This window comes from Algibacter sp. L3A6, from assembly GCF_009796825.1.
Taxonomy (GTDB): Bacteria; Bacteroidota; Bacteroidia; order Flavobacteriales; family Flavobacteriaceae; genus Algibacter.
Window position 1 is genome coordinate 2,360,579 of record NZ_CP047030.1, and the last position, 14,683, is coordinate 2,375,261.

At 33.7% G+C, this 14,683-nt stretch carries 13 protein-coding genes; 1 reads left to right on the forward strand and 12 read right to left on the reverse strand.

Translation table 11 applies throughout. From position 1 onward, the window contains the following. Window positions 1–19 precede the first annotated feature (19 nt). Window positions 20–3,472 (reverse strand): pyruvate carboxylase, encoded by a 3,453-nt coding sequence (locus GQR98_RS09900; RefSeq protein ID WP_159019357.1) that lies wholly within the window; start codon window positions 3,470–3,472, stop codon window positions 20–22. A gap of 195 nt (window positions 3,473–3,667) precedes the next feature. Here GQR98_RS09900 and GQR98_RS09905 point away from each other — a divergent pair, with 195 nt between their 5' ends. After that, complete coding sequence (locus GQR98_RS09905) at window positions 3,668–4,399, forward strand: metallophosphoesterase family protein (protein ID WP_159019358.1); 732 nt, start codon at window positions 3,668–3,670, stop codon at window positions 4,397–4,399. Window positions 4,400–4,630: 231 nt separating this feature from the next. On the opposite strand, the gene GQR98_RS09910 is transcribed toward GQR98_RS09905, so the two are convergent. From GQR98_RS09910 to GQR98_RS09960, 11 genes are all read right to left on the reverse strand, one after another. Further along, complete coding sequence (locus tag GQR98_RS09910) at window positions 4,631–6,154, reverse strand: carboxypeptidase-like regulatory domain-containing protein (protein WP_159019359.1); 1,524 nt, start codon at window positions 6,152–6,154, stop codon at window positions 4,631–4,633. A 191-nt stretch (window positions 6,155–6,345) separates the two neighbouring features. Beyond that, the gene (locus GQR98_RS09915) at window positions 6,346–7,053 is read right to left on the reverse strand and encodes a TIGR04283 family arsenosugar biosynthesis glycosyltransferase (RefSeq protein WP_159019360.1); all 708 of its coding nucleotides are present in this window, start codon (window positions 7,051–7,053) and stop codon (window positions 6,346–6,348) included. Continuing rightward, window positions 7,046–7,942, reverse strand: coding sequence for a DUF547 domain-containing protein (locus GQR98_RS09920; protein WP_159019361.1), 897 nt, complete (start codon window positions 7,940–7,942; stop codon window positions 7,046–7,048). Before GQR98_RS09920 ends, GQR98_RS09915 begins: the two co-directional genes overlap by 8 nt. Further along, a complete protein-coding gene (locus GQR98_RS09925; RefSeq protein WP_159019362.1) occupies window positions 7,939–8,820 on the reverse strand; it encodes a sterol desaturase family protein in 882 nt (293 codons plus the stop codon). The genes GQR98_RS09920 and GQR98_RS09925 overlap by 4 nt, the downstream gene beginning before the upstream one ends. A 71-nt stretch (window positions 8,821–8,891) precedes the next feature. Next, a complete protein-coding gene (locus GQR98_RS09930; RefSeq protein WP_042499226.1) occupies window positions 8,892–9,095 on the reverse strand; it encodes a hypothetical protein in 204 nt (67 codons plus the stop codon). A gap of 2 nt (window positions 9,096–9,097) precedes the next feature. After that, entirely contained in the window at window positions 9,098–9,910 is an 813-nt protein-coding gene (locus GQR98_RS09935) for a purine-nucleoside phosphorylase (protein WP_159019363.1), read from the reverse strand. Further along, the gene (locus GQR98_RS09940) at window positions 9,903–10,532 is read right to left on the reverse strand and encodes a TIGR04282 family arsenosugar biosynthesis glycosyltransferase (protein ID WP_159019364.1); all 630 of its coding nucleotides are present in this window, start codon (window positions 10,530–10,532) and stop codon (window positions 9,903–9,905) included. The genes GQR98_RS09935 and GQR98_RS09940 overlap by 8 nt, the downstream gene beginning before the upstream one ends. Then, window positions 10,525–11,019 (reverse strand): rhodanese-like domain-containing protein, encoded by a 495-nt coding sequence (locus GQR98_RS09945; protein WP_159019365.1) that lies wholly within the window; start codon window positions 11,017–11,019, stop codon window positions 10,525–10,527. Before GQR98_RS09945 ends, GQR98_RS09940 begins: the two co-directional genes overlap by 8 nt. Window positions 11,020–11,071: 52 nt before the next feature. Continuing rightward, the gene (locus tag GQR98_RS09950) at window positions 11,072–11,902 is read right to left on the reverse strand and encodes a metallophosphoesterase family protein (RefSeq protein WP_159019366.1); all 831 of its coding nucleotides are present in this window, start codon (window positions 11,900–11,902) and stop codon (window positions 11,072–11,074) included. Further along, on the reverse strand, window positions 11,887–13,230 hold the full coding sequence (locus GQR98_RS09955; RefSeq protein WP_410488888.1) for a sodium:solute symporter family transporter: 1,344 nt from the start codon (window positions 13,228–13,230) through the stop codon (window positions 11,887–11,889). The genes GQR98_RS09950 and GQR98_RS09955 overlap by 16 nt, the downstream gene beginning before the upstream one ends. Further along, window positions 13,223–14,665: a SusD/RagB family nutrient-binding outer membrane lipoprotein gene (locus tag GQR98_RS09960; protein ID WP_159019367.1), complete on the reverse strand. Its 1,443-nt coding sequence runs from the start codon at window positions 14,663–14,665 to the stop codon at window positions 13,223–13,225. The genes GQR98_RS09955 and GQR98_RS09960 overlap by 8 nt, the downstream gene beginning before the upstream one ends. Window positions 14,666–14,683: the final 18 nt, after the last annotated feature.

The window sequence follows — 14,683 nt, forward strand, 5'->3', positions numbered from 1 at the left end:
TTATTAAATAATGTTGTGTTTATTCTAGAACAACAACAAGATCTTCTGAGTTTACCATAAAACCAGTTCTTAAAACAATTTTCTTAACGGTAGCATCGGTATTTGCTGTAATTGTTGTTTCCATTTTCATGGCTTCAATAATAAATAACGGCTGATTTTTACTTACTTTTTCGCCTTTTTTAACCAAAATAGTAGAAAGCATACCTTGTAATGGCGCTCCAATTTCGTTATCATCGCTTTTGTCGGCTTTCAAGTTTTCAACTTTATCAACTTTGATAGCGGTGTCTTTTATTTCAACACTTCGGCCTTGACCATTCACTTTAAAATAAACGGTTACAATACCATCTTCATTAGCTTTTCCTATGGAGTCTAAAGTAATAAGTAGCGTTTTTCCTTTATCGAGCTCAACAATGGTTTCTTCACCAATTTCCATTCCGTAGAAAAAATTCTTGGTAGGCAAATTCATGAGATTATCGTATTTTAAATGCTTATTGAAAGCATCTGTGAAAACCTTAGGGTAGAGTTGATAAGATAGAAAATCGGTATAATCTATAGTTCTGCTTAAGTCGTGTTCAAATATTTTTTTGAAATCCTTGTATTCCTGATCTAGATCTAATGGCGGAATATGCGCATTTGGTCTGTCGGTATAAGGTTTTTGGTCTTTTAAAATTAATTTTTGCAACGCTTCCGGGAAACCGCCAACAGGTTGGCCAAGTTCACCTTTAAATAAATCTACAACCGATTGTGGAAACGAAATACTATCGCCGCGTTCAATAACATCTTGTATTGTTAAATTGTTGCTCACTAAGTATTGTGCCATATCTCCAACTACTTTGGAACTTGGTGTTACTTTTACAATATCGCCGAAAAGGGTGTTTACTTCGCCGTACATTTTAGTAATTTCATGAAAACGACTTTCTAAACCTAATGCTTGTGCTTGTGGTTTTAAGTTTGAATATTGCCCGCCAGGAATTTCATGTTTAAAGACTTCGCCAGATCCGGCTTTTAAACCCGATTCAAACGGGTAGTAATAGTCTCTTACGGTTTCCCAATAGTTAGAATATTCATTTAAAGAATCAATATTTATACTGCTGGCTCTATCTTGAAACTTCATCATCTCTACTACAGAGTTAAAGTTTGGCTGAGATGTTAATCCGGATAAACCACCAAGTGCCACATCTACAACATCTACACCAGCTTCAATAGCTTTTAAATAAGTAGCAGACTGTATTGATGAGGTGTCATGTGTATGTAAATGGATCGGGATTTTAAGTTCAGATTTTAATGCTGAAATTAATTCGTAGGCTGCATAAGGTTTTAGTAAACCAGCCATATCTTTCACACCTAAAATATGAGCGCCTGCATTTTCAATTTCTTTGGCAAGATTAACGTAATATTTTAAGTTGTATTTTGTGTTTTCTGGATTTAAAATATCATTGGTGTAGCAAATAGAACCTTCGGCTAAACCGTTTGTTCTAGTACGTACGTGCTCGATACATGGGCCAAGAGATTTCATCCAGTTAAGTGAATCGAAAATTCTAAAAACATCCACACCATTTTCCCACGCTTGTTCTACAAATTCACCAATTAAATTATCGGAATATGCTTTGTAGCCCACACCATTAGATCCGCGAATAAGCATTTGTAGTAAAAGGTTTGGCATCGCTTTGCGTAGCATGCGTAAACGTTCCCATGGGTTTTCTTGTAAAAAACGTAAGCAAACATCAAAGGTGGCACCACCCCAAACTTCCATACTGAAAATATCTGGATGATTTTTGGCATAACCTTCGGCAACCTTTAGCATGTCGTAAGTTCGCATACGTGTAGCTAATAAACTTTGGTGTGCATCGCGCATTGTAGTATCGGTAAAATGAACTTTTTTTTCATTCATTAACCATTGAGAAAATTTTTCGGGACCGAGTTTTGAAAGTAAATCTTTTGTGCCTTCAGGAAAACGAGCATCGGGATCAAATTTTGGAACTTTTGGTTTTATAAACGTTTTAGAATGATCTACTTTTTTAACATCAGGATTTCCGTTTACAATAACATCACCTAAATAAGTAATGAGTTTTGTAGCTCTATTTCTAGGTGCTTTAAATATGAATAAATCCGGATTGGCTTTAATAAAGTTAACGGTAACTTTACCTTGTCTAAAAGTATCATGTTTTAAAATATTGTCTAGAAAAGGCATATTGGTTTTTACACCACGAATTCTAAACTCTGCCAAGGCTCTACGTATTTTTCTACTCGCACCATCTAACGTTCTACTATTCGCTGTTACTTTAACTAGCATAGAATCAAAAAATGGCGAAATAGTAGCACCTTGATAAATACTACCGGCATCTAAGCGAATACCAAAACCTGAAGCACTCCTGTAGGCTGATACCGTGCCGTAATCGGGTTTAAAATCATTTTGCGGGTCTTCGGTTGTAATTCGGCATTGCAACGCGTAACCGTTTATTTGAATAGATTCTTGATTTGGTATTTTTATTTGCTCGTCGGCCAGTTTATAACCGCCAGCAATAAATATTTGTGTTTTTATTAAATCGATGTTTGTAATAACCTCCGTAACGGTATGCTCAACTTGTACACGCGGGTTTACTTCAATAAAGTAAATAGAATCATCATCGTCTACTAAAAACTCAACAGTACCAATGTTATTATAGTTTACGGCTTTACAAATTTTAATGGCATAGTTGTAAAGTGCTTGCTTGGTTTCATCTTTTAAACCGTAAGATGGAGCAAACTCGATTACCTTTTGGTAGCGTCTTTGTACTGAGCAATCGCGCTCAAATAAATGCACGGTATTGCCAAAGCTATCGGCAACAATTTGAATTTCGATATGCTTAGGGTTTTCTACAAATTTTTCAAGAAAAACGGTATCGTCTCCAAAAGCATTTAAGGCTTCGCGTTTACTTTCATTAAAAGCACCTTTAAGTTCGTCTTCTTTTCTAATAACGCGCATACCACGACCACCGCCGCCAGAAGCCGCTTTTAGCATAACAGGATAACCAATTATTTTAGCTTCGGAAATTGCTACGTTAATATCTGTCAAAGGTTTTTCATTACTTTGAATAATAGGAATATTATTTTCAACAGCCACTGTTTTAGCCGTAATTTTATCACCTAAAGCTTTTAAAACAGAAACTTTCGGGCCAATAAAAATAATGCCGTTATCTTCACAAGCTTGTGCGAAATCTGCGTTTTCAGATAAAAAACCATACCCCGGATGTATGGCATCGGCTCCATTTTTTGATGCTATTTTTATAATAGCATCAATATTTAAATATGGTTTTAAAGGTTCGTTGTCTTCTCCAATTTGGTAAGATTCGTCTGCCTTGTATCGGTGTAAAGAGTAGCGGTCTTCAAAAGTATAAATTCCTACTGTTTTTATGCTTATTTCCGTACAAGCTCTAAAAATTCTAATGGCAATTTCACCTCTATTGGCTACTAGTATTTTTTTTATTTTCAAGGTTGTTTCGTGTTTAGTTTGTTTGGTATTAAATATAGCTAAATTATTTGTAATATATTTCTTTGATAAGTTTTATAATTAATACAAAAAAAGAGTTTTAGCTATTAAACCGTTAGATGATTTTTAATCTAAATTTAATCTTACAATTTTTTAAATAATTTATATTCCGTTAGCTTTGCTTAAAAAGGAAAATACATGCGTACAATAGCAATTGGAGATATTCACGGTGGGTTAAAAGGTTTGGTTCAGCTTTTAAATAAGTTAGAAGTTAAGGATGAAGATGAACTTATTTTTATGGGCGACTACGTAGATGGTTGGAGTGAGTCGGCTCAGGTTGTACAGTTTTTAATTGAATTGTCACAAAAAATAACATGTGTTTTCATTAAAGGTAATCATGATGTTTGGTGTGAAGAATGGTTGGAGACTGGAGAGGTAAACATGACGTGGTATATACATGGAGGCATGGAAACGATGGCGAGTTATGATGATTTTTCAGATGAAGAAAAAACAGCGCACCTAGCCTTCTTTAGAAAACTTAAATTATATCATTTAGATGATCAAAATCGATTGTTTTTACACGCCGGATTTACATCTATGCATGGCGTAGAGAAAGAAGTGCATAAACCTGCGCTGTATTTCGATAGAACACTTTGGGAACTTGCTTTGGCCATGGATAATAACTTAGATACTAAATCGTATTTCTACCCAAATAGATTAAAGCACTATCACGAAATTTATATAGGGCACACACCAACAACTAATTTTAAATGCGATATTCCAATGAATGCTATAAACATCTGGAATGTAGATACCGGAGCAGCTTTTAAAGGTAGAATTACAGGTATGGATATTGAAACCAAAACGTTTTTACAAAGTGATCCTGTTTACACCTTATACCCAAATGAAAAGGGTCGTAATAAGGATTAGTTATTACATCCTTTTTTGAAAAATAGTTATGTCATGTCGACTTAAGAAGACATCGCATAATATTGACTTTCATTATAAATGTAGAAGAAACCAACAGCGAAGAACATCGCAGTATATAGTTTTGTTATTTATTATAAAAGTCATGTAGACAAAGGAGACACCACATAACGGTGGTTTTAATTCCTCATGAGATGTTTCCTTTGTCGACATGACAAAAAGTGTTTTATTTTTTTACTCTAAACTTTTAAAATCTTTAATAGCTTGGTTAGGCTCAATAACATTATAACCTTTCCAAAATTCCGGATCGTATTTTGGTAAATACACGGGTGTTACTTCTGGTTTTTCTTTAAAGTCGTTAAAAACAACTTCTGTTATTTGTTCGTTTTCAAAAACAATTAATTCACTTTTTTCCTTAATTGCCATTATAAAATGAATATCAGTGTCCAATTCGTTTTGTTTACGTCTGCCTTTAACGTGTTTGTTTTTTTCAATAATGGTTAATGGGCGTTTAATTCCAAATTGGCTGCCTTCTTCAACTTCGGCATATTTTAAAGTATATTTTTCTGCTTCGTTTTTAGAATAAATAAGGGTTCCTTTTTTTAGGTTTCTTGTGTGCGATAAGCCAAATAATTTAAAACTATTAAGGGTTTTTACGTTTTCGTAATCTATTCTAACAATCGCAAAATCATCAGTGTTTACATAAATTGTACCTTTAAAATCTTCTTTTCGTTTTGGTGTAAAAGTTATTTTATAAACAAACTCATCATTTAAAAAACTATAATCTTCCACTTTAAATTCAAAACGATTTTGCTTTTCCAAAAAATTTAAATCGCTGTCTTCAAAAATAAAACTACCATGCTCAAGTTTCGCAATAGCCGATTTACGGTAATTAGCAAAATCTTTTTTACGTTCAGCTTCTTTCTTCTTTTCTTCTGCGAGCATGGCTTCGGTTTTTTCAACCTCTTCCTTATGCTCACCGTAATCAAAAGCGGTAGAGTCTATATCGGTTTTTACACCAAATAAGCCCGATTTAATTTTGAAATAAGAATCACGTTTTACATTTTCTTTCAAAATAGTATTTAGTTTTTCTTCGTAGGTCTCAAAACTCATTTCTGCGCTTTTATCATATAGATGAGACGCCTTAATAATATCTATTTTTTGCTTATCCTTTTTACCTGGTATACCGTATGAGTTTGCTAGAAGCTCAGTGTAATCGTCTGCGTTTTTCGGTATGGCAGCAATTAAACTATCTATAAATTGTTGATTAAATTCAGGAATAGTCGATTCGTTGACCTCAACATCACTTTTTATTAAATTTTGAAACGATGAAGCGCGGTAAAATAATTTTCTTTTAATAAAATTATGATCATAATTGTTTTCCAAGTTTTCTTGTACTTTTTCAATAATTTCCTCTGGAGTGTAATTTTTGTTAGAAACTAAAACCTCATCTAATTCCATAGCTTTTGTGCTTAGAAAAACAATGCTGTCTTTAAAGTTTTTAGCGAGAAATTGTTTGGTTTCGTAACCTAAACATCTAATTTTTAAAGAATCTTGCTTGGCCGATTTTTTATTCAAATAAATAAGAAAATCTCCATTGGCATTACTAATAACACCCGAGTTATCATTAATAGAAATAGTAGCATACGGAATAGGTTCTTGCGTAAGAGAATCTAAAATTTTGGCACTAAGTGATTCTTGTGAGTGGCCGTAAATAGATAGTAAACCGATGGCAATAAAAATGTAGAAATGTTTCATGTATCTTGTTGTTTCTTATAAAAGTAGACGAATTACCGAACCATTTGTAACATTTAATTTTTCTTTAAGTGAATTTTATAAGTTTTTAACACGGTATTAAAACTCTGTTAAACAAGATGGTGTAACAGGATTTAGCCTTATTTTATTTTGAAATAAAAAATGAAATTAGAATCAATTAGAGATGAATTTGTCTAACTATTCTGTGCCGCAATATGCTTTAAATAGTAGCGGTTTAGTTTTTCTGGAGAAGCACCAAGACGCTTTTTTAAATGAATAGCCCAGAAATGAAATTGAAGCTTACAAATACCATGACTGTTGTATTTTCTAGCTGAGGTTGTTAGCCAGTCTTGCAGCACAACAAATTGCTTACGTTGGTATAATTTGGCAATAAAATCATTGTCTTCGTATATGGTGAAATTTTCATCAAAGCCACCAATATCTTTGAAAAGAGAGTGAGTAACAAATAAGCTTTGATCGCCGCCACGGCACACTTGCCAGTTAAACTGCGTAAACCAACTCGCGAGTTTTAACCACCAATGGTTGGAATCGAATTTCATTTTAAAACAACCTGCAGCGTTGCCGTTTTCTATTGCCGATAATATAAGTTGATCATATCTATTTGGCGGGAAAGAATCGGCATGTAGAAAGTATAGAATATTACCGTTAGCCTCACTTGCTCCAAGATTCATTTGTTTGGCACGACCTTTATCAGCACTTAAAACTTTAATATTTAATCCTAAGTTTTTAATTATTGGTATCGTGCCATCGGTACTACCACCATCGACCACAATAATTTCTGAAATATTGTTTAAAGCAGAACAATCGATAAGATGAAACAACAAGTTTTCAATCGTCTCAGCTTCATTTAAAACAGGAATTATAATGGAGATTTTATTCATTTAAATTCCAATTATAATCTTTAAAACTTTTTTTCGCTTTCGCGGAAATGTCTACGTTACTGTATTGGTTTAGAAAGTCAATGATGTCTCCATCTTGCTTAAAATCTTTAGCAAACCACTGAAATATTTTTGAAATTTTAATGCTGTTTTCTGAAAGTTCGTTACGTTCTGGATCACTTAAAAACTCTTTAGTAGCGTTGGTAAGTTGAGTTTCTAAATTTGAAGCAGTAAACGCAGTGTTTTGTAGTTTAGGACAAGACACGGAGGCACAAACTATAGCAAAATGAATACGTGGTTCGTCCATTTTACGCAGTATTTCATGCTCAATATCACTTAAATTAAACCATTTGTCTCCTAGTTTCCAAAAACGTTGATCCCATGGTTTATCAATATCTTTTATATTTTTTATAGGGTAGTTTTTTAGAATTAAATCTACCGTTAATGCATTGTATGCATTTATCCAAAAGGCAAGTGTTTCTTCTCTAGAAAGTGATGTGAAGCTAGCGTCAGTATAGATAAGGTTTAAACCTTGTATGTAGCTCAGTAGTTTCGCTTTATCCGTTTTAAAGGCTTTGTAGTTTACCTGTCCAGCATCCGAAACATGTTTTTGTAATAAGTCATTCCATAATGTGTGAGTAACTACTATTTCTTTTTTAGTAGTTTCTTCAGTAATATCGGTTTGGCTTACTGCTTCTTTGGTAGCATTAATCGCAGGAATTTCTGCTTCGCTACTCTCTTTTACAAGTTCTATTTCTTCTATCTTTTCCGGTTCAGTGGTTACTACTGGTAGGGTAGAAGGTGTGGTTTGTTCTGGTGCTTCGGTAACAGCTTTATTAGCGCTGCAAGCGAGCAAAAAAAAACTAAAACTGAAGTAAATTAAATATTTCATTTTTTTAACGGATAAAGTTCTTGACTTAAAAAATCTTTCGGGAACTTCTCATCATCCTCAAAACCTAATTCAATATCTCTACCATCGTGAGGGATATAATCGGTTTTAAAAATGTAGTCCCAAATACTTAACGTTAGTCCGTAATTAACACCAAACCTAACATCTTCTGGTAAGCTTTTTACATGATGCCAAATGTGCATTTTTGGGTTGTTAAATACGTATTTTAAAATGCCATAATCCCAACCTAAATTGGCGTGATTTAAATGACCAATAGCAATGCTGAAAAAATAAACAATAGCAACATCTTGCGCCCTGTAATTGGCAATTAATGCCAAAGGAATGTAAAGTAAAGATTTGTAAACCACCGGCTCCACCCAATGATAACGAAGATGTGCGGCAAAGCCCATTTCTTTTACTGAATGATGGACTTTGTGGAAATTCCAAAAGAATTCAAAACGGTGCAGTAATCTATGCGTGTTCCATTGAACAAAATCGGAAACTAGAAAGAAAATAATCAGTCCAAGCCATTTTGGTAAATCTTCAGCATCAAAAATCTGCAAATCTTTTAGAGATAAGCCTATCATTTTTAGAGTATCATTTAAAAACTCTGCGGCCGTATTAGAAAGTGCAATTAGAATAATGAGGTTTAAAAGAAAGAAATTGAAGAACATGTAAAACGTATCTAACCAAAAGTCTTTTCTAAAAATAGATTGATTTTTCCGCCAAGGAAAAACAATTTCTAATACCCAAACAATAAGTGATATGGCTATTAAGCCATAAAAATAGTTATCCCAGTTATTTTGAAATAGAATCTCGTTTTTAAGATAATTCCAATAACCAAAATAGGCGTTTTTTATTATGTCTAGGTATTTATTCATATTAAACTAAATAATCTAATCTTGATTATTAAAGTAAATCAAACTCATTTAAAAAAGAGCATTAAGGGCAATTATATACCAAATTGCTTTTTGTCTTTGTATATTTTAAATAAATTATAAGCAAATGATACACCGGCTATAATCCATATACCTCGATAAAGCCAAATGTTTATTTTCATATCGAAAAGCACACCGTATTTTTCGTCTAATAGAAAACTAGTTAGTACTTTGTATATGGATAGCGCGAGTATAATAACGGGTATTAATATTTTCAATTTTAGAGTGTTTTTATCAATTCTTTAAAAAGTGTAATCATTTCGGGTTCAGCTTTGGCGGCCATAGCTATAATTTCACTAATATCTACAGGTTGTAAGTTATTTGGGTCGCACTCATCGGTTAGTACTGAAATAGCTGCAGCTTTTAAACCTAAATGATTAGCAACAATAATTTCTGGAACGGTGCTCATACCAACAGCATCGGCACCAAGAATTTTTAACATACGGTATTCTGCACGTGTTTCTAGTTGCGGTCCAACTACACTGGCGTAAACGCCTTCGTGAAGTTTTATGTTGTTAGCTTTGGCAATGGCTTTAAATTTGTTGTTAATAGCTACATCGTAGGGTAGACTCATATCAGCAAAACGTTCACCTAGCAATTCAACACCTTTAAATGCTAAAGGAGAGCTACCTTGTAAGTTTAAATGGTCGTCGATAAGCATAAGCTCGCCCTTTTTGTAATCTAAGTTTATAGCTCCCGATGCGTTAGAAACCAATAAGGTTTTTACACCTAATTTTTCCATTATACGCACAGGATATGTTACATCTTGTAACGAGTAACCTTCGTATATATGAAAACGGCCTTGCATTATAATAACCTTTTTACCTTCTAATTCACCATAAATTAGTTTGCCTTTATGAAACTCTACTGTAGCAGTCGGGAAATTTGGAATGTGATTATAGCTTACTTCTTTTATGATGGTTATTTCATTTACAAGCTGGCCTAATCCCGTACCAAGAATGATACCTATTTCTGGGCTTTCAAATCCTTTTCCTTTTAAGTAATCTACCGTTTCTTCTATAAATTTAATCATGTAATTGTTTTAGTTTTTCTTGTAATTCCGTGTTAGACTGATAAAATTTTGAAGCTATTAAATCTTCAAAAGTATCAATGTCATTTAAGGTCTCTAAAGTACTAAAACTTACTCGGTTTTCTTTTAATTCGCTAAGCGTTTCTTCTAATAAATTATCCTGACTCCATGGTTTGTTTTGAAATACAAAATCGTGGAATTTAGAAAAACCAACAAGATAGTAACCTCCATCTTCAGCTGGGCCAAAAACGACTTCGTTACTCTTTAACGCTTGTAATCCGGCGTTAATTTGAGACTCGGTAATATCGGGTAAATCGGAACCAATTAGTACAATTCTATCATAACCATCTTCAAAACCTTGTTTAAAAGCATGACTCATGCGGTCTCCTAAACTATCGCCTTGTTGTACGACTTTAACGTTGTTTTTCCATGTGTTTTCTACTACCGCTTCAGAAAAATAAATACGCTTATCTCCGTTAATATTTTTAATAGCTTTTTCTGTAACGTCTACCAATTGGGTATACACATCAAAAGCACCTTGATTGCCAATTGTAGCTGCAAGTCTGGTTTTTACTTTGCCTAGTTTTATGTTTTTTACAAAAACAATAACGAGTTCTTTATTCATATACTTTTATTCCTTTTTGTAACCACTTGCTCCATGTTTTATTGAAGGTATGGATACTATCTGTTTCTTTTTCTTGTTTATTATAAACGGGGAAATCATTGCTTTTCCATTGAAAAATACCGCCGTATAAATTTTCTACATGTTCGTATCCTGCTTTTTTAAGGCTATCTGCAATAGATTCCGATCGAATACCAACGGAGCAATACACCACTATTTTGGTATCTTTATTCGGTAATTTTTTATAAACACTATCTATTTTAAAATGATCGTAACCAACATGAATAGCATTTTTTAAGTGGCTGGTTTCGTATTCTTTTAGTTCTCTAGAATCGAGAATTATAGCATTGTTTGTTGGCATCGCTAATTCTTGCGCGCTTATATAGGGCACGCTATTATCGTTGTATTGTTTTAATAGTTTGTCAATTGATTTTTGAGCAAACACAGAAAAACCATGCAGGATTAATAGTAAGAATAAGCTTTGTTTCATGTTGATTTAGTCTCTCAAATTTAATAAAATTACATTTGGTAGTGATTTTGAGCTAAATAATATTAACGCCAAAACCTTGTAAGCCACTTTCAATGGCTGGTAAGATTTCTGTATTATCCCAAATTCCAGTAACAATAGTTCTTGCATATTCTTTAGGAAGCAAGCCGTTTAACATGAGTTTGTTTGTTAATCTGTAATTGTAATTTAAACTATAATGTTTAAAACTGAATGTGTTTTGCGAATCGTCTAAAATAGCATACCATACGTTTGGGCTACCATCGTTTGCAGGCATACCAATAACACCAGGGTTTAGCCATAGTTTATCGTCGTGCTTATCTTGAAAAGGTAATCCACAATGTCCGCCAATAACGACATCAAATTCATTACCATTAAAACTTGGTGCTTTGGCATTCCAAGGCGTCGATTTAAAAATAAATTCTGATGTATTTTCATAAGAACCATGAACGACTAAAACCTCCCTGTTAGCATAATTAAACGTAATATGATCGGGTATCTTGTTAATGAAATTTAGCGAATCTTTAGAAAGTTTACTTTGCGCATAAGGGTACCATTGTTGCGAAAAACCATCACATCGAGATCCTTTTCTAAAATCGCAACCACAATCTGTCGCGCCTTCGCTAAGTTGTACTTCCACATTACCTGCAATACTTTTGGCATTCCATATTTTAAAAAGCTGCACGGTTTCCTCGGGCTGTGCACAATAACCAACAATATCTCCGGTACAGATGCAATGCTCTGGCGGAATATTTTCTTTCTCGGCAATTTGTTTTAGCGCTTCTAGGGCTTGAAGGTTGCTGTAAACACCTCCAAAAAGTAAAACTTTACCAGAAATTTGACCTAATTCTTTTATTTTTTTATCCATTTTGGAATAATATATAATGTGATACAACTTAAAACGCCCCAGAAATTAATCCAAAGTAAATTGGCATATTTTCCTTGTGTAAAAATGAGTGATTCTGGGAATATGTTTAATACTAAAATGATGCCGAAAACTAATCCACAACTTACGCTGAGGTAATAACTTATTTTAGGAACATCCATATTCCAAAATAGAAATACAGGCGTTAAACCAATAACCATAGTTCCTGATATGGTTGTGGCCGATAATATTTCAGCATTTAAAAAAACGGGTATGGTACCCAAAACTGCAATAAGTATCATAGAAATACGCCCGAATGTTACGTTTTTTCCTAAGTTTAAATCGATAGATAGTAACTTGGAAAACGACGAAAACGTGGAATCTAGAGTTGAGGCAGCCGAGGTAATCATTATAAAATTAATAATAAGTAAAATAAATACGCCAAAGGCTTTGCCAACCTTTACAGCAGCTTGGCCTTGCATATTTTGAGTCTGCGCATATACACCAATGATGCTAAATAAAATAATGCAAAGTGCACCCAAAACACTAGCGATTAAAAAACTTCTTCTTGTAACTTTAGGAGAGCTTATAAATGCTCTGTCTGTAAGTACAGGGTCGTGAAAAGGATAGCTAAACGATTGAATAATAGCTGCGAAAAATAGGTTTAAACCGAGTTCGAAACTCCATGTTCCAGATGAAACAATATCTTGAGTTGAGAAATCTTCGATTGAAAATATATGATATAAAATAATGAAAAGTAACACCGAAAATAATCCCATTTGTATAACGTCGGTAAAAATAGAACTACTCAATCCGCCTTTTAATGCGTAAGCTAAGGTTAATAGTGTAAATAGAAGTATGGACCAATAATATGGAGAACTTCCTGTTTCGCCAAAGTAGCTGCCAATAACCATGGTGTTGCTCCATACTTCGTTAAAAAGTCTAAAAGCAATTAAAATTGAAAAAATAACCATAGCGCCTTTTCCAAATTTTGTAGTTAAAAAGTGGTGAATACTCTCAAAACCACCTTTAACTCTTAACTGATAAAGTAAAATACCTGCAACAGCAAAAGATAGGTAATAACCAGCATAGGCCACACCACCAACTAAACCAAATTGTAAACCAAGGTTTGCTGCATTGGTAATACTTTTAGCAAAAATCCAAGAAATTATGAGGCTTCCCGTTAAAACTACGGTGCCTGGTTTTTTTAACCTTTTGGTTGCTTTAAAAAACTGATCTGTTGTTTTAGCAAAGGGCGATAAAAAAAATAATATCAAACTCGATGTTATAATTAATCCCCATTGCCATGTTACTGTGTCTATATTATTCATTCCACCATACAGGTATGTTAATGCTATTGTTATCTGTGTTTATTGCGGCTTTTGCGTAATGTTCTGCATTTAAAGTTTCTTCTTCTGCAGGGTAAGGCATGCGCATAGGAATCAGGCCGTTATTTAAACTAGCCGAAATTGTTTTTAATTCAGGAAATCCGGTTCGGTTATATTCTATCCAACCTTCGTAACCATTTATAATATTTGCAATCCATTTTTGAGTTATTATTTGCTCTAAAGGCGTTTTGTCTGTATTATAATAAGCGGCTTGTTCTTTGAGGTAGTTGGCTGGTAAAGCAGTGTTCCAATATTCGAAAGCTAAAGCAACACCTTTATTGTAAAGTTGTTCTGCATCGGCTGTAATTAAATTCTTTTCAGCAGCTTCGGCTAGAACAAATTTCACTTCCCAAGCGGTTATAAAATTAGCATCTAAAGTTGAGGTGTCGTCTCTAAAAGCAGTGCCTGCTAGAGAGTAATCTGCTAGTTTTGGTGATGTCGAGGTGGCGTCAATTCCATTTAGTAATCCGTTAAATTCACTGGAATTTGAGTTTGAAAAAGGTTGGAATAAAGTGTTTATACGTGTGTCATTCAAATCCATTAGGATATCTTCCATAGTTTCAGAAAGTACAAAGTTGGTAAAATCTCCAATTCTTAATTGTGCCAATCTAAAGCTATTTGGGTCTGAATTTGTAAAGTTGAAAATGGCGTTTTCTGAATTTTCTTTGATGTAATTATCAGCATCATAAAGCGCTTGTAATTCCGCAGAAACATCTTCTTTATTCGAAATACGTATCAGGTGTTTAATTTTTAATGAATTTGCAAAGCGTATCCAACCTTGTAAATCTCCATGGAATAAAATATCTCCTTCTAATGAAATAACATCTGTATAATTTTCAATTGCAGCAATACCTTTGTTTAGATTATCTAGGATACCACCTTCGTTTAGGTAAATATCTTCTTGATTGTCATAGACTGGTGTTACGGTAATAGTCGTGCCATTGAAAGCTTCAAAATAAGGTACATCACCAAATAGATCGGTTAAACCAGCTGCCATGTAGGCTTTAAGAATAAGCGCGGGGCCTTCGTAAACTTTAAAAGCATCAACGGTTCTAGACTGATTTAAAATAATTTCATTGTCTCGTAAATTGCTGTAAAATATGGACCATGGGTTGCCTCCTAATTGGGGTGATTTAAGCGCATGTCTATCGAATAAATTGAAACCTAAGGCTGTTCTGTGTTGCGATAATAAATCACCAGCAACAAAACCTTCATAACTCATTTCTTCACCATAATTATAAATAACTTGGCGCAGCAATAAACTTGGTTGTACCGAAACGGGAGCGTTTGGGTTTGTATTAATATTTTGAAAGTCATTCGTACAGCTAGCTGTTATTAGAAGACTTAAAAAGGGCAATATATATAGTATGTTTTTCATGAATAATATTTTTAATTT